An 18,449-nucleotide genomic window follows, 5' to 3' on the forward strand; every position below is an offset into this window, starting at 1 on the left:
CCGGTAGTAAGTCTGAACCGTCACACCGATTTGCCGAACGGCTTCCTGAACCGAGCTCCCTTGCCCTTGCAGCACCTCAACCTGTCGCAGCTTCAGCACGATGTCCTCGGGCTTCTCTCGTTTGCCTGCCATCTCGTCGTCCTCCTGAAAACGGGATATTCCTATCCCAAAAGGTGGACCACTTCAGTGGGGGCACTCCACTTCGTGACACAGAAACTGAAAACGCAGATTTCACACACCGATGGCTCCCGCATACCGGCGTCTTGGTGGAATTCAGCTGTGACTGAACGATGTAGTTAGCAAAATAGCGTCTTCCGCTCGCACTATGGCAGCACCAACACCGCTCCATTTGGCAAAGGGCTAGCGTAATAACACCGAGCATCGGCGCTCCACTTTCACTTGAGTGGGGCGCGGTATCTCACCCCTCGGGTCCCTGACCCGAATGACCTGTATGGAGGTATGTGGACCCCGCCTAATTGCAACGGTCTGTTTTGGCTCTACATCGGAGGTCGCGATTCCTGATGTATATCGGGCTTCTTAGGGTCAGGATTCATAACCAGTAAATGACGAGAGCCGCGAGGGCGATGGCTGAGAGGAACACCTTCGGGCATCGATCATAGCGGGTCGCGACGCGCCGCCAGTCCTTGAGCCTGCCGAACATGATCACGATGCGGTTGCGCCGCTTGTGTCTCCTTTTGTCGTATTTGACCGGTGTCTTGCGTTTCTTCCGGCCTGGGATACAGGCGCGTATCCCCTTGTCCAGCAACGCTTCTCTGAACCAATCGGCGTCATAGCCACGATCCCCGAGTAGCCATTTGACGTTTGGCAGACCACTGAGCAGCGCGCGTGCGCCGATATAATCGCTGACCTGTCCGGCGGTGACGAACAGGTCGATTCGTCGTCCCTGACTGTCGCAGATGGCATGCAGCTTGGTGTTCATACCGCCTTTGGTTCGACCAATCAGGCGACCAAGCCCCCCTTTTTGGCGGCCATGCTGGTCGCTGTTCGGTGGGCCTTGAGGTATGTCGCGTCGATCATCACGGTCGTCTTCTCGCCGTGTTCCGCCGCCAGTCCGGCCATCATCCGCGCGAAGATGCCTTTCTCGCTCCAGCGCTTCCAGCGGCTGTAGAGCGTCTTGTGCGGGCCATATGCAGCAGGAGCGTCACGCCACCGCAAGCCATTGCGATTGATGAAGATAATCCCGCTCAGCACCCGCTTGTCATCAACCCGGGGCTTCCCGTGTGACTTGGGAAAGAAGGGAGCCAGACGTGCCATCTGCGCGTCGGTCAGCCAGAAGAGATCGCTCATGTCATCGCTCCGTTTTCGGAAGCGTGAATCACGCAGCGCAACAGAAATCAATGCATTCTGACCCTAGGGCAGCCCCACCATCATCCAAGCGAAAACACATGTCTCACTCCAGCGCTTCCAGCGACTGTAGAATGTTTCCGGAGCCACGGTCCCCTTCAACTGTGAGGGCCATAGGCGCTAGGAGCATCGCGCCACCTTAACCCATTGCGGTTGATGAAGATAATACCCGCTTAAAACACACTTATCTTCAACTCGAGGCTTGCCATGAGACTTCGGATAAAAAGGTTCCAGACGTGCCATTTGCTCGTCGGACAGCCAAAAAAAACCGCTCATAATCACCGCTCTGTTTTCCGGCGCGTGAAACACGCAGCGTGGCCGAAATCAGTGAATTCTGACCCTAGCTGTGTTGGCTTTGGTGATGTAAACGCCCCCGACGGCATCAATTTGCCAAGGTGGGTCTGCAACGATCCACATAGGAGAGCGGTTGAGGCACGGTTCAGGGCGCGTCTGACAGGCGCGCAGCATCAAGAGCGGCCTCCGACCCGACCTGCAACGTCGCCACCGTCTCTTTGATGCATTCTTCCAGAAAGCGTGCCGCGGGCGAGATAGACGAATCGGCCTTACGCAGCAGGTGAATTTCGCGCCGCGCCGTCGCATCCGCTAGCGGACGAAACACCAGTTCACCCACAGCTGCAGCCGATATGGCCATTTCCGGCAGCAGTGTGACCCCGATTTTCGCGCGCAGCATGCCAAAGATCGAGGTCAGGTTCTGCGCCGTCAGTAGCGCCTGCGCATGCAGGTCCCGCGCAGCGGCCGCTTCGATCCCGGCCGAGAGGCTGTTGGCAATCAGGCGATGTTCGGCCAGCTCTGCCCAGCTCACTGGCCCATCCTGCTGCGCCAGTGGATGGTCAGGTGCGCAGATCACCCCAAACTCGTCCGACAACAGCAACTCGCTGTGAAGCCCCGCATCATGTTTGCCCTTGGTGGCAATGCCAATGTCTATACGATTGCGCGACAGCTCATGCCGGATAGAGCTGGAGTCCATGTCGCGAACCTCGACGTCCACCTCCCCGAAGTCGTTGATGTAGCGCGAAAACACCTGCGGAATGATGGTGCCTGCAACCGAGGGCACGGTTGCGATCCGCACCCGCCCGTAGACGGCGCGGGCATATCCCTCGATGGCGCGCACGGTGGTGTCGAAATGCTGAACCTCCCGCTCCGCCTGCTCGAGCACAAAAGCGCCCAAGGCCGTCAGCCGGTTCTTCCGATCCGTCTCGAACAGCGGTTCGTCCAGATGCGCCTCTAGCTGTTTCAACATCATCGACAGGGCCGAGGGAGTTCTGCCCAGAACCTCTGCCGCGTCGCTCAGGTTGCCGCTGCGGGCCACGGTCACATAGGCGCGCAAAGTCTCAATTTTGAGCATGGTTTTGCTCCTGAATTTCAGCAAATCTGAAATTTACTTAAGAACTTTAAGTTTGCCTGAATGAAATCAGCGAGTCCATACCGGAGAAAACGGACTCCTGACGAGGCAAGACATCCATGAGAGAGATTCAAAAGAACCTGATTGCAGGCGAATGGCAGGCTGGCGAAGGCGAGATCGAGAACCGCAATCCCTCCGACCTCTCCGATCTGGTCGGGCTGTTTGCCCAGGCCAGCAGCGATCAGCTTGATGCGACGCTGGCGCATGCCCGCAGCGCGCAGCAGGAATGGGCCGCCTACGGGATGGAACGCAAACAGGCGGTGCTGATGGCGATCGGCACCGAGCTGATGACCCGGGCCGAAGAACTCGGCACGTTGCTCTCGCGCGAAGAAGGCAAACCGCTGGCCGAGGGCAGGGGCGAGATCTATCGCGCCGGTCAGTTCTTTACCTACTACGCTGCCGAATGCCTGCGCCAGTTGGGCGAGAACGCCGACTCCGTTCGTGCTGGTGTGGAAATCGACGTGCGCCGCGAACCCGTCGGCACCGTGGCGATCATCAGCCCGTGGAATTTCCCCACCGCCACCGCCGCGTGGAAGATCGCGCCGGCGCTGTGCTATGGCAATGCCGTGGTGTGGAAACCGGCCAATGTGACCCCGGCCTCTGCCGTGGCCCTGACCGAGATTATCGCGCGCCAGGATATTCCCCGGGGGCTGTTCAGCCTCGTTATGGGCGCTGGCCGCAGCATCGGCCAGAGGCTTGTTGAAAGCCCGCAGATCGACGCGATTTCCTTTACCGGCTCGGTGCCGGTGGGCAAGGGCATCGCGGCGGCGGCAATCCAGAACCTGACCAAGGTGCAGATGGAAATGGGCTCCAAGAACGCGCTGGCGGTGATGGACGACGCGGATCTGGACCTGGCTGTGACGCTGGCCGTTGGCGGCGCATTCGGCGGCACCGGTCAGAAATGCACCGCGTCTTCGCGCCTTGTGGTCCATGAGGCCGTGCACGATGCCTTTGTTGAGAAACTGGTAGCCGGCACCCAAGCGATGACGGTCGGCCATGCGCTGGAGCACGGCACCCAGATGGGCCCGGTGGTGAGCAAGCAGCAACTGACCGACAACCTCGCCTATGTGGATCTTGGCCGTTCCGAGGGCGCGGAACTGGCCTGCGGCGGCCAGCGGCTGGAGAGGGCAACCGAGGGCTTCTACATGTCGCCGGGCGTGTTCCTGAACACCACCAACCAGATGCGCATCAACCGCGAAGAGATGTTCGCGCCGCTGACCTCGGTCATCAAGGTCGCAAGCTATGACGAGGCGCTGTCGGTGGTGAATGACACCAACTTCGGCCTGACATCGGGCATCGTGACCCGCTCGCTCGCCTGCGCCACCCATTTCCGCCGCAACGCACGTACCGGCGTGGTGACCGTGAACCTGCCGACGGCGGGCACCGACTACCACGTGCCCTTTGGCGGGCGCGGTGACAGCTCTTACGGGCCGCGCGAACAGGGCAAGGCCGCGGCAGAGTTCTACACCACGGTCAAGACCGCCTACATCAGCGCCGGGCCTGTGTAATGCGGATCGACGGCCTGCAATATGCCAACTGGTCGGAAAAGATCTTCCGGCAGCTGCGCGAAGGTGGCGTGGACGCGATCCATGTCACCATCGCCTACCACGAGAATTTCCGCGAAGCGGTGCTCAACTTTGAGAAATGGAACCGCTGGTTCGAGCAATTTCCGGATCTGATCCTCAAGGGGCAGACAGCCGCCGATATCGACACCGCCCGAGCCACCGAACGCACGGCCGTGTTCTTCGGATTCCAGAACCCAAGTCCGATCGAGGATGATATCAGCCTAGTGGAGATCGTACACACCCTAGGCGCCCGCTTCATGCAGCTGACCTACAACAACCAGTCGCTGCTGGCCTCGGGCTGCTACGAGGACGAGGACACCGGGCTGACCCGCATGGGCAAGCAGGTGGTGCGGGAGATGAATCGTGTCGGCCTGGTGGTGGACATGAGCCATTCCGGCGATCGCTCCACCATCGCGGCGGCAGACCATTCCGACCGGCCCATCGCAATCACCCATGCCAACCCGCATGCTTGGGCCCCGGCGCTGCGCAACAAGCGCGACGACGTCATCCGTGCGGTTACGGAAAACGGCGGCATGTTCGGCTTTTCGGTCTACCCGCATCACCTGAAGGGCAAATCGGAATGCAGCTTGCAGGACTTCTGCGAAATGGTGGCCCGCACCGCCGAACGGTTCGGCGCGACGCAACTCGGGATCGGCACCGACCTGTGTCAGGACCAGCCCGACAGCGTGGTGGAATGGATGCGCGTGGGCCGCTGGACCAAAGAAATCGACTATGGCGAGGGGTCAAAATCCGCGCCTGGTTTCCCGGACATGCCCGAATGGTTCCGCGATAACCGCGACTTTTCCAATATCGAGCGCGGCTTGCGCGCCACCGGCCTAAGCGAGGCGGAGGTGGGCGGCATCATGGGCGGCAACTGGTATCGCTTCTTTTCTGAAAACTTTGGCCCCAAAACAACAACATAACCGGTCGAAGAGGACAACTTGCCCGCGCGGCAGACGCGGCACGGGCGGACAACGGGAGGGACTTATGTCCGACGCAACACAAGACGAAATCAAAAAGGACAGCCGCGTGAACGTGCCGCTGTTCCTGATCTCCGGCGGTTTTATCGCACTGTTCTGCCTGGCGGCGCTGATCAACCTCGACGCGCTCTCGGCAGCGGTCGACTGGGGGTTCAACATCGCGGCCACCTACTTTGGGCTGTATTGGCAGGTGCTGCTGCTGGCGACCTTCCTGATCGGGCTGGTGCTGTGCGTTCTGCCTGGCGGGCGGGCGATCATGGGCGGGCTTACGGCACCGGAATTCACCACCTTCCAGTGGGGGTCGATGATCATGTGCACCCTGCTTGCGGGCGGGGGCGTCTTCTGGGCGGCGGGAGAGCCGATTGCCCATTTCCTCTATTCGCCGCCGCTTTATGGCGCCGAAGGCGCGACAGAGGCCGCGGTGAACCCGGCGATCGCGCAGAGCTTCATGCACTGGGGGTTCCTTGCCTGGGCCATCCTCGGCTCGCTGACCACGGTGATGCTGATGCATTACCACTATGAAAAGGGACTGCCACTCGCGCCTCGTACACTGCTCTACCCGGTGTTCGGCGACAAGGCGATCCACGGCCCCATCGGGCTGATTGCTGACGCATCTTCCATCATCGCGGTGGTGGCCGGGACCGTCGGGCCGATCGGCTTTCTTGGTCTGCAAGTCAGCTATGGTTTTAGTGATCTCTTTGGTCTGCCCGACAGCTTTGCCACTCAGTTCGCGGTCATCGCCGGATTGGTCACGATCTATACCATCTCCGCAATGACCGGTTTGTCGCGTGGCATCCAGATGCTTTCAAAGATCAACGTTGTGCTGGCTGCTCTCTTGCTGCTGTTCGTGCTGGTAGCCGGGCCGACCACGTTCATCTTCGGCTCGTTCTTTTCCGGATTTGGCACCTATGTCGGCAATTTCTTCCAGATGGCCCTGTTCCGCGGTGAAGCGGGCGTGTTCGGCGATCCCGGCTGGCTTGGTTGGTGGACAGTGTTTTTCTGGGGCTGGTTCATGGGTTACGGACCGCTGATGGCGATGTTTATCGCCCGAGTCTCCCGTGGGCGCTCTATCCGCTCGATCATCCTCATGCTCTCGGTGATTGCACCGATCGTGACCAATTTCTGGTTCACCATTGTCGGCGGCACCGGCATCGCGATGGAACTGGCGGAACCCGGCACCATCTCTGCCGCCTTCGAAGGCTTCAACCTGCCCGCCGCTCTGCTGGCGATCACCACCAACTTGCCGATGGGCTTTGTGATCTCGGTCCTTTTCCTGATCCTGACCACCATCTTTGTGGCCACCACCGGCGATTCCATGAGCTATGTGATCTCCGCCACCATGAGCCGCGACGACACGCCGCCCACAGCCGTGCGGGTGTTCTGGGGCGTTGCCATGGGTGTCATGGCGGTGATCCTGATCTCCGTCGGCTCTGGCGGTGTCTCCAAGCTACAGAGCTTCATCGTGGTAACGGCGGTGCCGGTGTCGCTGCTCCTGCTGCCCTCGCTCTGGGATGCGCTGCGCATCACGCTAGCTAAAGGCAAAGAAAGCTGAACCTTTGCCCGGGCGCACCTGCGTGCCCGGGCGTCTATCCTGGCTGGAGGTGCTCCGGTCGACATACACACGGACTCTATCGACGCACACCCATTTTAAAGGCTCGACCGCATGACCGACGTTCCCGCCCGTGATCCAGATCTGGTAATGCGCCTCGCGCGCCTCGGCTCGATCCACCAGTTCCGCCTGTCGTTCATGCGGATCCTAACCCGCCGCATGGCGCGCGAAGGTTGGCGCTTCGAACAAACAGTGTTCGAGATCAACGAGCGCGGTGAGGGCCATGCAGTCTATACTGCCCATACACCTGACCGCGCTTATTCGCTTATCGCCTTTGCGCATGACCTGCCGCCGGAGAAACGCTCCGACCGGGTGATCGCCGACGCCTGGGACGCGACCTTCACCCTGTTTGACGGTATCCCGACGCCTGAGGACATCGCGCGGCTGGCACAGAATATCCCCCTGCAGGAAGCAGGCCGCGTCACCGGCAGCGAGCTTTCGGTCTCTCGCGCCAACCGCTCGGTGCGGCTGTGGGAGCATGTGGTGACCGCGCTGGCCGCCGGACAGCAGCCCGACGCGGTACAGATCGACGCCGTCGGCTACCTGATGCGCACCACCGCAGTTTACGGCTCCGGCAAGTTGGGCGCGGCAGATCGCGAGATGATCGCCGACCGCCCCGAATTCCGGGTGCCGTTTCAGGCCGAGATGCTCTCGGTCTACCTGACCCGCTGGTTCGTCACCGACCTTGTACAACATATGGCGGATTGCCGCGCCGCGCGGTTGGGCAAGACCGCCGCGACCCTTGCACCCGAACTGGCGCGTTCGATGGGGATTGGCAATTCCACCGGGCTTGGCATGGCCCCCTTCCTGCTGAACCACCCGGTGCTGTTCAACAACTGGATCGCCGCACGGGAGACTGCCCTCAGCCGGGTGCGCGGCCTCGATCAGGCCAGCCCTGTGGACATTGCCCTGTTTCGCGACCTGTTCGACCGCGCTGTGCAGCTGGTCAACAGCTGGCACTCCGAACACCCGGTTCAGTTGGGCAAACTAAAGGCGCTGAGGGACGACATCGACCAGTTGCGCGGCTACCTGGAGCGGGCGGATCTGTCGGCGCCCACCCCATGGGATACACTCTACCGCTGGGCCGAGACCACCCTGTCGCTGGAAGGGCAGGAATGGATCGCCTCTCTGATGCTGGAACCCTACGGGACACTGGTGGATGATCTGGCCGCCACCATGTCTGCCGACAACACTGCCACTTTCCGCATCGCCGGCGCCATGTCGATCAGGGATTTGCGCAACTTGCTGGACCGGATCTATGCCTGGGCCATAGAGACAGACTGGTCGGAGCCGGGCAACAAGGCCCGCGCCTGGTACGTGTCCGAGGAAAAGCTGGAACCGCGCCTTGGCGAACGGTTCGAGGAGCCGATCGAAGCCTATGAACAGCCGCTTGCTCCGGGCCGCGATGCCGCCCTGCTGCATGCGGCGCTGAAACACTGGCCGGACGAGGCGCAAGTTGCCGAATTCATCCTGCGCCATCCCGAGCACCGGCACGTGCTGCGCCGGGTCCAAATCGTGGGCCGCGCGCCTTATGCGGAAATTCGCGACAACACGATTTCCGACCGGGTGATGCCGATAGACATGCTGCGGTGCAAGCTGGCGTTCTTCGGTGCGACCAAATTCGATCCGCGCTCTGATCGCTGGGTACGCATCTGCATGTATGGCAACGCCCCGCTGCCTTGCGAATTGTCGCCGGAGACCGCCGATCTCTGGGTTTACCCCACTTTACCGGAGGGCCACGCATGAGCCACTCCCTTAATGAAATCGAAGCCATGAGCAAACGCGCGGCGCGCGGTGCAGGTCTGTCCTGGGGTCTCGCGGAAGAGGCGGCCAAAGGCACCCGCTGGCTGTCGGCATTCGGTTTTCCCGGCACCGACCTGTTAGCGGATCTCTTGGAAATGAACGACCGCATCCCGCCTATCGATGTCTCGCCCGTGTCCCTGCGCGCGCCCGTCTGGCATGCTCCCGCGCGTCGCATGAGCCCGCTGATCGCGGGTGCATCGCTCAGCGACTGCGCGATGCGGTTGTTGGAGCGTGGCACCATCGCGATGGAGAACATCTGCGTCCCGTTGTTGACCGTGCCATTCATGGCCGGGGCGGCGCTGCGCCTCAAGCATCCAGTGATGGCAGAATGGGATGGGGCCCGAGTGGCCACGGACGGGCGGCAGCTTTGCCTGCAAGGTGAAAGCGCCACGCTCCAAGCGCCGATGACCGCGCATATCTGCTTTGGGACCCCGGCAGAGATGACCGGACGCCGCGAACAGGTGCTGCGCGCCGAGGTCTCCGACCAGAGCTGGCGACGGCTGTCGACCTTTGCGCAGCGAACCTTTGCCCCGGCAACCGAAGAAAGCCGCCTGCGCGGCGCCGGGGCCGGGCTCAGCGACAATGACTGACCGCCCGGTGTCTCTCTCCCGTCGCCGCCCCAAACCCTAGCAGAAGAAAGATCCGCAATGACCGCCACTGAAACCCTCTCCTTGGGTGCCATCGAAGACCTTGCCTTTCGTGCGCTGGTCAAGGCTGGCACATCACCGCAGAACGCCCGGCCGCTGGCCGTCGCCACCGCCATGACCGAGGCCGATGGCGTCGCTTCCCATGGGTTGGCCTATATCCCGATCTACGCGCAGCATGTGGTCTGCGGCAAGGTGGACGGCACCGCCATCCCGATCCTGTCGCAGCCACGTCCCGCCGTCATTTGCGCCGATGCCGCCACCGGATTTGCCCATGCGGCGATCGACCAGGGCTTTGAACAGCTGATCCCGCTGGCCCGAGACATGGGCATCGCCCTGCTGGCGGTAAACAATTCCTACAATTGCGGGGTTCTGGGCGTGCACACCCGGCGCCTTGCTGAGGCCGGCCTGCTCGGGCTCGGCTTTACCAATGCGCCCGCCTCGATCGCGCCCTCGGGCGGGGCCACGCCGGTGGTCGGGACGAATCCGATTTCCATCGCTGCCCCGGCCACAGGCACGGGTGAGCACGACAGCGCCGCCCTTCTGATCGACCAGTCCGCCAGCACGATCGCCAAAAGCGAGGTGATGAAATACGCCCGAGAAGGCCGCTCGGTGCCCGAAGGCTGGGTACTGGACGAGGCCGGACAACCGACCACGGATCCGGCAGCCGGGCTCAAGGGGTCCATGGTGCCCTCGGGGGGCTATAAGGGCGTTGGGATCGCGCTGCTGGTCGAACTGCTCGCGGCGGCAATGACCGGAGCGAACCTAGGCACCCAGGCCAGCCCGTTCTCCGGCACCGCAGGCGGGCCGCCGCGCACCGGTCAAGTATTCATCGCCATTGATCCGCAGGTAAGTTCCGCTGGTGGCTACGCCGACAAGCTGCGCTGCCTTGTCGAGTCTATCCACGCGCAGGAGGGCGCGAGGCTTCCAGGCGATGGCCGCAATACCCATCGCCAACGCGCCGGGGAGCGCGGCGTCGAGGTCAACGCAGCCTTGCTTGAGACCGTGCGTAGCCTGAGCTGATCTCCGCACTCTCGCCGGGGCGCCACTAGACGCGCTGTTACCTTGACTGCCGTCACCTGTGATAGGGGTCTGTTCCCGCTGTGGGCAGAATGACACCTCTCATGAGCGTTTTTGATTTTCCCGGCACGATAAGACTACCCCGCTGGCGCGAGATGGTCAAAATCTGTGGCCTGTACAGGCGCTGGAGACGGCAGGCCGAACCGATGGTTGTCATTCTCTCATCCGCGGATTGGATACCGCCTGACCAAATTCGATACGGGTGACCTTTCTCTAAGACCGGATATTTGTCCCAAAGCGTAGACCGAGGATTTCCCTATCCATGGCCGCCATCTCCAGCGTGCTGCACAGGCAGTCTGAGTTGGCGTTCAAGCTGTGAGTGGTGTCTTTCGCGCGATATCCCAAATGACCCCAGCCAGTTCCCGGGCGATTGCGGCCAACACTCTGGGCTGCGGTTTGCCTGTCCGGCTCAGGTCGCGATACCGTTTGCAAAGCCGCGTCTGAGCTTTCCAGCCAATATCCTTGATCTCCTGCGGCAGATGCGCCGAGCGCTTCAGATACGGATGTCCTTCTTTGGGAGGATGTCGGTATGACCACCCCGCCTCGACCAGCATGGTGCGCGCCAGCGCGTTCCCCGCTTTGGTCAATCGTCCTCTCCTGACGGTGCTGCCACTGGAATGCTCGCTTGGCACGAGGCCGAGCCAGGACATGAGTTGGCGCGGGTTTTCGAACCGCGTGATATCACCGATCTCTGCCACAACAGTCGCGGCAATTGTCGTGTTCACACCGCGCAAGGCGCGCAGGGCATCAACTACCGGCGCAAAATGCCAATCAACGATAGCAGTTTCGATTGCCTGATCCAGCGTAGCAACCCGTTCCTCGGCTTGGTCCACCGCGCGTTTGAGTTCCTCAAAGACGAGTTGCTGATGCGTGAAACGGAACCGGCGCAACTCGGCGAGCCACCGGCGGTGCCGCTGCGTCCAGTAGCTACCCGTCTCATACGTGAGTCCATGTCGCAGCAGGAAGCTGAGCAGTTGCTGCTTGGCCACCTTCACCGCATCCATTGCCTGCTTGCGCGTGCGGATCAGGTCTCGCATCGCTTCTTGCTCTTCATCGGGCGTCCAGATTGGCGTCAGTTCTCCAGCGCGCCAGAGCCGGGCCAACATCTCCGCATCACGCCGATCTGTCTTGATCCGATCCCCCACTTTACGTGGGATCATCGCGGGAGAGACAACGGCACACTCAAATCCGAGCTTCACCAAGTGCCGGTGAAGGCCGTAGCCGCATGGACCTGCTTCATAACAAAATGATGGCCTGTGGTCATTCCGGGTAAGCGTTTTTGTCAGCCGCAGCACTGCATCCGCCGAATTGGCAATGACCCCATGGAACCGGATCTCACCGCCGCGTCCATCCTCAGCGACAGCCACTGCAATCCTATCCTTGTGGACGTCTAAGCCCACATAAAGCGTTTTGTTCATTTGCATTTCCTCCGTCGAACAATCCATGTTCGCCGTGAAAACCACGGGCACCACGCCCGCCGCAAAACGCTCATCTGGTCTAAGGCAACTAAGGCAACTCGGCTGTGTTTGCCCACTTCTTTGATCAGCCTGTAAGCAGTTGACCTTGCGATACCGAATTGTTTCGCGGCTTGGCCGGCGGTCATTCCGGCTTGAACGAGATTTTGCAAACCCACCCTGGCACATTGATGCCGTCGGGAGGGGCATCCACGCCATCAACAGAGCCCTGTGAACTGCGCCGATTGTGTGAACCGCCACCGAGATAAATTCGCAAAAAACGACAAAATCTGTTTATTTTCAAAAGTCTAAGCGCGAAAATTTTTATGTCCGACATTATTGTTGATTTTGTCGGACATTATGTGCAAGCCTTGTCTCAGCAAACGCAGAGCAGGACCCGCCGTGACCCAGCCGACCAATCCCAACCAGCAAACACAGACGCAGGCCGCAGGCGAAACGCTTGCGATCCTGCCGCCCGGCAGCACCAGCCGGGATGTGCTGGATGCGCTGTCGCGGATGATTGACCGCGAGGGGCTGCGGATCGGGGACAGGCTGCCGCCAGAGGTGGACATCGCCCGGCGGCTGGGGATCGGGCGGGCCAAGGTGCGTGAGGCGCTGACGTCCTGGCAGAGCATGGGCATTGTGGTGCGCAACAAAAAGGCCGGCACCAGGCTGGCAGCTGAAGTGGCGGCAAACGCCATCCATCTGCCGGTGACCATGAAACTGGAAGCCGAAAGCCTGCTTCGGACCCATGCGGTGCGGCGGCCACTGGAAGTAGAAGCGGTGCGGCTGGCCGCGCGCAATCGCAGCCCCCAGGACGCCGCCATAATCACCACCCGCGTCAGCGAGTTGATGCAGGTCTATGGCAGCAACACAGACTGGCGCCCGGCCGACGACCTGTTTCACCGGGCCATCTATGAAGCCTGCGGCAACCCGCTGTTTGGTCAGCTGATCCAGCAGATCCAACAAGGGTTCAAGGAAGTCTATGAAGCCCCGCTGGGCAAGCCCCATCTGGGCCACGAAACCATCCCGCTGCACCCGCCACTGGCACAGGCGATTGCAGAGGGCAACGAAGCAGAAGCCACGCGGCTGATGGACGAGATCCTGTCCATCGTCGAGGCCGAAATCCGCCAGGTTCTGGAGACCAAGAATGATTGATGAAACCGCCCTTGCAACACTGCTTGCCGCCACTCACGGAGCAGATGCCCCACTCGGGCAGATAGGGCAGTCGGGGCAGGCTGGGGTAGGCGGGTCGGTGCCCCCCCCCATCGTGCAAAGCTCGCTGTTCACATTTGACAGCTATCAGGCCTTTGCGGACCGCATGTCAGGCAAAACCAGCTCCCCGATCTATACCCGCGTGCAGAACCCCACCGTGGCTGCATTCGAGGACTTGATGGCCAAGGCAGAACGGGGCGAGGCGGCCATTGGCTTTGCCTCTGGCATGGCGGCGATTTCGTCGACCCTGCTGGCCTATGTGAAACCCGGCGACCGGATCGCCTGTGTGGAACATGTCTACCCGGATACGTTCCGATTGATGGAACGGCTGCTGCGCCCCTTTGGGGTGGAGGTGGAGTACCACCCGGTCAGCGCCTTTGAGAACGATCCAGAACTGCTGGCGGGTGTCACCATCGCCTATCTGGAGAGCCCCAGCTCCAACACCTTTGAGGTGATAAACCTGCCGCGGGTGACGGAACATGCCAAACGCCATGGCGCGGTGACGATGATTGACAATTCCTGGGCAGGCACGCTGTTCCAACGCCCCCTGACGCTGGGCGTGGATATCGTGTTGCATTCGGCCTCGAAGTATATTTCGGGCCATTCGGACACGGTTGCGGGCGTGGTTGTTTCCTCCCACGATCATATTGCCCGCATCCGTGATCTGACCGTTCCCTTGCTGGGCGCCAAACTGGCCCCGTTTGAGGCGTTTTTACTCACCCGCGGGCTGCGCACGCTGGTGGCGCGGATGCGCCAGCACGAGGCCACCGCAAATCTGTTTGTGGATCGGCTGAGCGTGCTGCCACAGGTGCGCAAAATCCGCAGCCCCGGCCCCAATGACGTGCCGGGCCTGACCGGAAGGTCCGGCCTGATGGGCGTGGAGTTCGACGACAGTGTGGATATTCCGACGTTCTGCGACGCGCTGACCCATTTCAAGCTGGGGGTCAGCTGGGGTGGGTTCGAGAGCCTGGTGATGCCGGCCCGGATTGGACTGGCGCAGGCCGGTGAGCAGAACTCTATGCAGAAATTTGGCGTCTCGCCAAATCTTGTGCGGCTGAACCTGGGCCTGGAGGAGGCCGAGGATCTATGGGCGGACTTTGCCACGGCACTGGCGGCAAGCCAGCGCTGAGCGCGCAGAAAAGACAACCAACCAATACCAACAACAGGGAAGGAACTCATGAAACATCTTCTGAAAGGGATCGCCGCTGCGGGCATGCTGATGTGTTCGGCAGCTTATGCGGAAACAAACCTCAAACTGGTTGAGGTCATCACAAGCCCCGAGCGCACCAAAGTGCTGCAAACGCTGGTCGATGAGTTCGAGGCCGCCAATGAAGGCGTCAACGTCGAGATCGTGTCGCTGCCCTGGGGCAGTGCGTTTGAAAAGCTGGCAACCATGGTTGCGGGCGGCGATGTGCCGGACATCGTCGAGATGCCGGAACGCTGGGCGGCGCTGTATGCCGGGTCGGATCAGCTGGTGGCGCTGGATGATTATGTTGCCGGCTGGGACCATGGCAGCACGCTGACCGAAAAGACCGTGCAGATGGGTCGCCAGACCGGCGAGATGCATATGCTGCCTTATGGGTTCTATCTGCGGGCGATGTTCTACAACAAGACACTGCTGGCTGAGGCCGGCGTTGATGGCCCGCCTGCCACCATGGAAGAGTTCATGGCGGCCTCGGCTGCGGTGTCTGAGCTGGACGGCAAGTCCGGTTACTGCCTGCGCGGTGGTCCCGGTGGTCTGAACGCTTGGGTGATGATGGCGGCCGCGATGAACGGCACCAATGAGTTCTTCACCGAGGACGGCAAGTCGCGGATCAACGAACCGGGCTCTGTAGCGGGCATCCAGTATCTGATCGACATGTACCAAAAGGGCTATGCCCCCAAGGACAGCGTCAGCTGGGGCTTTAACGAGATCGTGGCGGGCTTCTATTCCGGCACCTGTGCCTTCCTGGACCAAGACCCGGATGCGCTGATTGCGGTGGCAGAGCGGATGCCAGCCGAAGATTTTGCCGTGATCCCGATGCCGGTTGGTCCGGCGGGCAAGGCGTTCCCGACCATTGGGTTTGTCGGCTGGTCGATGTTTGAAGCCAGCGAGCACAAAGACGAGAGCTTTGATCTGATTGCGCATCTTTCGGCCCCTGAGGCCAACGCTACCTGGGCCAAGCGCATTGGTGTGATCCCTGTACACAAGGGCGCCGATCAGGATCCGCACTTTAAGACCGAGCAGTTCAAAGGCTGGTTCGACACGCTAAACGGCGACGAATATGTGCCGACCGTGATGCCGGTCTATCTGGAGCAGTTTGGTTATTTCGCGGACAGCATCGCGCTGGATTCCAGCCAGGAAGCCCTGCTGGGTCAGCGCAGCGCGCAGGACATTGCCGATGAATGGGCCGAGTTCCTGACCAATGAATATGCCACATGGAAGGCCGCGCAGTGATTGCCCGCGCCACAAAAACAGTCGTGCCCCGGAGACCCCGGGCACGACGCTCCCTGTATCTTCAGTATCTGGTGGAGCCTTTTGCCTATCTGTCGCCTGCGATCGTGTTGATCGGCACGGTGATCCTGATCCCGCTGATCATCGGAATTTCCTACTCTTTTCAGTCGATTGAACTTCTGCGCCCATTCGACAGCGGCTGGGTTGGGTTTGAAAACTATGCGGCGCTGTGGAGCGACAGGAAATTCTGGATCGCGTTGGAGAATACGTTTTTCTGGACCTTCTGGTCGGTGAGCTTGCAGTTTCTGCTGGGGCTGGGGCTGGCCTTGCTCCTGAACACGCAGTTCTTTGGCAAGCGGCTGTTTCAGGCGCTGGTGTTCCTGCCCTGGGCGGTGCCAACGTTCCTCTCCGCACTGACCTGGGCCTGGCTGTTCAACCCGGTGATCGGCCCGTTGCCGCATTGGCTGGCGGATCTGGGTATCCTGAGCGAGCCTTATAACATTCTGGGCGACCCGGAGCTGGCGATCTGGGGGCCGATCATGGCCAACATCTGGTTTGGGGTGCCGTTCTTTGCCATCACCCTGCTGGCCGCGCTGCAATCGATCCCCGGTGAGCTGTATGAAGCCGCCGAAATCGACGGTGCCAGCGCCTGGCAGACCTTTAGCAAGATCACCCTGCCGTTCCTGGCGCCGATGATTGCCATCACCGTGATGCTGCGCACCATCTGGATTGCCAATTTCGCAGATCTGATCTTTGTCATGACCGGCGGTGGACCCGCCAATTCGACGCAGATCCTGTCGACCTATATTTTCACAACCGCGTTCCGCAAGCTGGACTTTGGCTATGCCTCGACGATCGCGGTGGCGCTGCTGCTGATCCTGCTGATCTATTCGCTGATCGTGCTGTGGCTGCGCAAGAAACTCATCAAGATCTAAGGACACGCCATGCCTGCCGCTCTTCGCCGCAGCCCTGCTGCCACCGTTGCCAAATATGCCGCGCTGCTGTGCTATCTCGTGTTTGCGCTGTTCCCGCTGTACTGGCTGATCAAGATCGCCGTGACCCCGGATGCGCTGGTCTTTACCGAAGGCACCCAGGTGATCCCCAGCGCGGTGACGCTGGACAACTTCCGCACCGTGCTGCTGCAAACCGACTTTCTGTCCTACTTTGGCAATTCCCTGTATGTGTCGCTGGGCACCGCGGCGGTGACCACGCTGGTGGCGGCTGCGGCGGGCTATGCGTTCTCTCGGTTCGACTTTGCGGGCAAGAAGCTGTTGATTGCGGTGATGCTGATCACCCAGATGTTTCCGCTGCTGATGATCATCGCGCCGATCTACAAGATCATCTCGCAGGTGGGCATGCTGAACTCGCTCACCAGCCTGATTGTGGTCTACACCGCCTTCAACATCCCCTTTGCCACCTTCCTGATGCAGTCGTTCTTTGATGGCATTCCGAAGGATCTGGAAGAAGCGGCGATGATGGACGGCAGTACCCGGTTTCAGGCCCTGTACAAGGTGGTGTTCCCGTTGACGCTGCCGGGACTGGGCGCGACGCTGGGGTTTGTGTTCACCGCCGCCTGGTCAGAGCTGCTGTTTGCCTTGATGCTGATCTCCAAGAACGACGCGATGACCTTCCCGGTGGGGCTGCTGACCTTTGTGTCCAAATTCTCTGTCGACTGGGGGCAGATGATGGCGGCGGGCGTTCTGGCGCTGGTGCCCAGCTGCCTGTTCTTCATCTTCATTCAACGTTACCTCGTGCAAGGGCTGACGTCCGGCGCGGTCAAAGGCTAGGGAGGCCAAAATGGCACGTATCCAACTGAACGACGTCAAGAAAAGCTATGGTGATGTCAACGTCCTTCGCGACATCAACCTGGACATCCAAGACGGTGAATTCATCGTGCTGGTCGGCCCGTCGGGCTGTGGCAAATCCACCCTGTTGCGGATGATCGCCGGGCTGGAGCCGATCAGTGGCGGCGATTTCATGATCGACGGGGAACGCATGAACGATGTGCGCCCGCGAGATCGCGACATTGCCATGGTGTTCCAATCTTATGCGCTGTACCCGCATATGGATGTGGCGCGCAATATGGGGTTCTCGATGGAGATCCGCGGCGATGCCGCAGAGGAGCGCAAATCCAAGGTGGCCGCCGCCGCCGAAACCCTGGGCCTGTCGAAACTGACCAACCGCCTGCCCAAGGCCCTGTCTGGTGGCCAGCGGCAACGGGTGGCCATGGGCCGCGCCATCATCCGCGACCCGCGCGCGTTCCTGTTTGACGAACCGCTGTCCAATCTGGATGCCGCGCTGCGGGTGGAAATGCGGCTGGAAATCGCCCGGCTGCACCAGAAACTGGGCGCAACCATGATTTATGTGACCCATGATCAGGTGGAAGCGCTGACGCTGGCCGACCGGATTGTGGTGCTGGAGGGCGGCGACATCCAGCAGGTTGGCAGCCCGCTGGAGCTGTATGAACGCCCGGCCAACAAATTTGTGGCGCAGTTCATTGGATCCCCCACCATGAATGTGGTTCCGGTAGAGGGCGGGGCAGGGGGCATCACCCTGGCTGGCAGCAAACTGACGCTGCCGCATCTGGGCGATACCTCTGCCGCTGTGGAGCTGGGCATTCGCCCCGAACATATCGATGTGGTGGCCCCGGATCAGGGCATGCTGAAAGCGGTGGCCGATGTGGTGGAACATCTGGGATCGGACACCAACATCTATGCCCGCGTTGAAGGCATCGGCCCGATGATGGTGCGGGTGCATGGCAATATCCCGGCCCGGTCGGGTGATCTGCTGGGGCTGAACATCCAGCCGCTGAACGCCCATATCTTTGCTGCTGATGGTACCGCCCTGCGCCGTGCCGACGCGATTGCTGCCTAAGGC

Annotated in this window: 16 protein-coding genes and 2 pseudogenes; 12 read left to right on the top strand and 6 right to left on the bottom strand. The window is 61.0% G+C overall.

Features of this window, described 5'->3' with window-relative positions; translation table 11 throughout:
* The 4 genes and pseudogenes from CLV89_RS22935 to CLV89_RS17560 all read right to left on the bottom strand — a co-directional run.
* Nucleotides 1-132 (bottom strand): annotated as a pseudogene (locus CLV89_RS22935) (IS3 family transposase); the annotation flags it as partial.
* A 418-nt stretch (nt 133-550) separates the two neighbouring features.
* A protein-coding gene (locus tag CLV89_RS17550; RefSeq protein WP_106164977.1) for an IS5 family transposase occupies nt 551-1,308 on the bottom strand; the annotation gives its coding sequence in 2 pieces (ribosomal slippage) (nt 551-972 and nt 972-1,308; 759 coding nt in all).
* 69 nt (nt 1,309-1,377) lie between these two features.
* Nucleotides 1,378-1,641, bottom strand: a pseudogene (locus CLV89_RS17555) (transposase); the annotation flags it as partial.
* Nucleotides 1,642-1,804: 163 nt separating this feature from the next.
* Nucleotides 1,805-2,731, bottom strand: coding sequence for a LysR family transcriptional regulator (locus CLV89_RS17560; protein WP_106164978.1), 927 nt, complete (start codon nt 2,729-2,731; stop codon nt 1,805-1,807).
* Between the two features lie 116 nt (nt 2,732-2,847).
* Here CLV89_RS17560 and CLV89_RS17565 point away from each other — a divergent pair, with 116 nt between their 5' ends.
* The 6 genes from CLV89_RS17565 (at nt 2,848) to CLV89_RS17590 (ending at nt 10,412) form a co-directional block, all read left to right on the top strand.
* Nucleotides 2,848-4,296, top strand: coding sequence for an aldehyde dehydrogenase family protein (locus CLV89_RS17565; RefSeq protein ID WP_106164979.1), 1,449 nt, complete (start codon nt 2,848-2,850; stop codon nt 4,294-4,296).
* The gene (locus CLV89_RS17570) at nt 4,296-5,276 is read left to right on the top strand and encodes a membrane dipeptidase (RefSeq protein ID WP_106164980.1); all 981 of its coding nucleotides are present in this window, start codon (nt 4,296-4,298) and stop codon (nt 5,274-5,276) included. The genes CLV89_RS17565 and CLV89_RS17570 overlap by 1 nt, the downstream gene beginning before the upstream one ends.
* Nucleotides 5,277-5,340: 64 nt before the next feature.
* Nucleotides 5,341-6,885, top strand: coding sequence for a BCCT family transporter (locus CLV89_RS17575; RefSeq protein ID WP_106164981.1), 1,545 nt, complete (start codon nt 5,341-5,343; stop codon nt 6,883-6,885).
* A 111-nt stretch (nt 6,886-6,996) separates the two neighbouring features.
* Nucleotides 6,997-8,688 (top strand): hypothetical protein, encoded by a 1,692-nt coding sequence (locus tag CLV89_RS17580; protein WP_106164982.1) that lies wholly within the window; start codon nt 6,997-6,999, stop codon nt 8,686-8,688.
* On the top strand, nt 8,685-9,335 hold the full coding sequence (locus CLV89_RS17585) for a DUF3726 domain-containing protein (RefSeq protein ID WP_106164983.1): 651 nt from the start codon (nt 8,685-8,687) through the stop codon (nt 9,333-9,335). The genes CLV89_RS17580 and CLV89_RS17585 overlap by 4 nt, the downstream gene beginning before the upstream one ends.
* Before the next feature lie 57 nt (nt 9,336-9,392).
* The gene (locus CLV89_RS17590; RefSeq protein ID WP_106164984.1) at nt 9,393-10,412 is read left to right on the top strand and encodes an Ldh family oxidoreductase; all 1,020 of its coding nucleotides are present in this window, start codon (nt 9,393-9,395) and stop codon (nt 10,410-10,412) included.
* Nucleotides 10,413-10,777: 365 nt separating this feature from the next.
* Here the strand turns inward: CLV89_RS17590 and CLV89_RS17595 are convergent, their stop codons facing one another.
* Both CLV89_RS17595 and CLV89_RS23235 read right to left on the bottom strand, forming a co-directional pair.
* Nucleotides 10,778-11,887, bottom strand: coding sequence for an IS110 family RNA-guided transposase (locus CLV89_RS17595; protein ID WP_106164985.1), 1,110 nt, complete (start codon nt 11,885-11,887; stop codon nt 10,778-10,780).
* Nucleotides 11,884-12,102, bottom strand: a complete 219-nt coding sequence (locus tag CLV89_RS23235) for a helix-turn-helix domain-containing protein (RefSeq protein WP_417818531.1) — start codon at nt 12,100-12,102, stop codon at nt 11,884-11,886. The genes CLV89_RS17595 and CLV89_RS23235 overlap by 4 nt, the downstream gene beginning before the upstream one ends.
* 223 nt (nt 12,103-12,325) lie before the next feature.
* Between CLV89_RS23235 and CLV89_RS17600 the strand changes: the two genes are divergently transcribed.
* From CLV89_RS17600 to CLV89_RS17625, 6 genes are read left to right on the top strand one after another with little or no spacing between them, the layout of a single operon-like run.
* Nucleotides 12,326-13,081 (top strand): FadR/GntR family transcriptional regulator, encoded by a 756-nt coding sequence (locus tag CLV89_RS17600; RefSeq protein WP_243395054.1) that lies wholly within the window; start codon nt 12,326-12,328, stop codon nt 13,079-13,081.
* Nucleotides 13,074-14,267, top strand: a complete 1,194-nt coding sequence (locus CLV89_RS17605) for a PLP-dependent transferase (RefSeq protein WP_106164987.1) — start codon at nt 13,074-13,076, stop codon at nt 14,265-14,267. The genes CLV89_RS17600 and CLV89_RS17605 overlap by 8 nt, the downstream gene beginning before the upstream one ends.
* Before the next feature lie 48 nt (nt 14,268-14,315).
* Nucleotides 14,316-15,575: an ABC transporter substrate-binding protein gene (locus CLV89_RS17610; protein ID WP_106164988.1), complete on the top strand. Its 1,260-nt coding sequence runs from the start codon at nt 14,316-14,318 to the stop codon at nt 15,573-15,575.
* Nucleotides 15,557-16,507, top strand: a complete 951-nt coding sequence (locus tag CLV89_RS17615; protein ID WP_106164989.1) for a carbohydrate ABC transporter permease — start codon at nt 15,557-15,559, stop codon at nt 16,505-16,507. The genes CLV89_RS17610 and CLV89_RS17615 overlap by 19 nt, the downstream gene beginning before the upstream one ends.
* Nucleotides 16,508-16,516: 9 nt before the next feature.
* Nucleotides 16,517-17,359 (top strand): carbohydrate ABC transporter permease, encoded by an 843-nt coding sequence (locus tag CLV89_RS17620; protein ID WP_106164990.1) that lies wholly within the window; start codon nt 16,517-16,519, stop codon nt 17,357-17,359.
* Nucleotides 17,360-17,369: 10 nt separating this feature from the next.
* Complete coding sequence (locus CLV89_RS17625) at nt 17,370-18,446, top strand: ABC transporter ATP-binding protein (RefSeq protein WP_106164991.1); 1,077 nt, start codon at nt 17,370-17,372, stop codon at nt 18,444-18,446.
* The last annotated feature ends 3 nt before the right edge of the window (nt 18,447-18,449 follow it).

The sequence above is a fragment of the Tritonibacter scottomollicae genome, assembly GCF_003003215.1.
GTDB classification, from domain to species: Bacteria; Pseudomonadota; Alphaproteobacteria; order Rhodobacterales; family Rhodobacteraceae; genus Epibacterium; species Epibacterium scottomollicae.

Coding starts and splice junctions, on each gene's coding strand:
- CLV89_RS17560 (WP_106164978.1), bottom strand. CDS start 2,731: ATGCTCAAAATTGAGACTTTGCGCGCCTATGTGACCGTGGCCCGCAGC.
- CLV89_RS17565 (WP_106164979.1), top strand. CDS start 2,848: ATGAGAGAGATTCAAAAGAACCTGATTGCAGGCGAATGGCAGGCTGGC.
- CLV89_RS17570 (WP_106164980.1), top strand. CDS start 4,296: ATGCGGATCGACGGCCTGCAATATGCCAACTGGTCGGAAAAGATCTTC.
- CLV89_RS17575 (WP_106164981.1), top strand. CDS start 5,341: ATGTCCGACGCAACACAAGACGAAATCAAAAAGGACAGCCGCGTGAAC.
- CLV89_RS17580 (WP_106164982.1), top strand. CDS start 6,997: ATGACCGACGTTCCCGCCCGTGATCCAGATCTGGTAATGCGCCTCGCG.
- CLV89_RS17585 (WP_106164983.1), top strand. CDS start 8,685: ATGAGCCACTCCCTTAATGAAATCGAAGCCATGAGCAAACGCGCGGCG.
- CLV89_RS17590 (WP_106164984.1), top strand. CDS start 9,393: ATGACCGCCACTGAAACCCTCTCCTTGGGTGCCATCGAAGACCTTGCC.
- CLV89_RS17595 (WP_106164985.1), bottom strand. CDS start 11,887: ATGAACAAAACGCTTTATGTGGGCTTAGACGTCCACAAGGATAGGATT.
- CLV89_RS17605 (WP_106164987.1), top strand. CDS start 13,074: ATGATTGATGAAACCGCCCTTGCAACACTGCTTGCCGCCACTCACGGA.
- CLV89_RS17610 (WP_106164988.1), top strand. CDS start 14,316: ATGAAACATCTTCTGAAAGGGATCGCCGCTGCGGGCATGCTGATGTGT.
- CLV89_RS17615 (WP_106164989.1), top strand. CDS start 15,557: ATGGAAGGCCGCGCAGTGATTGCCCGCGCCACAAAAACAGTCGTGCCC.
- CLV89_RS17620 (WP_106164990.1), top strand. CDS start 16,517: ATGCCTGCCGCTCTTCGCCGCAGCCCTGCTGCCACCGTTGCCAAATAT.
- CLV89_RS17625 (WP_106164991.1), top strand. CDS start 17,370: ATGGCACGTATCCAACTGAACGACGTCAAGAAAAGCTATGGTGATGTC.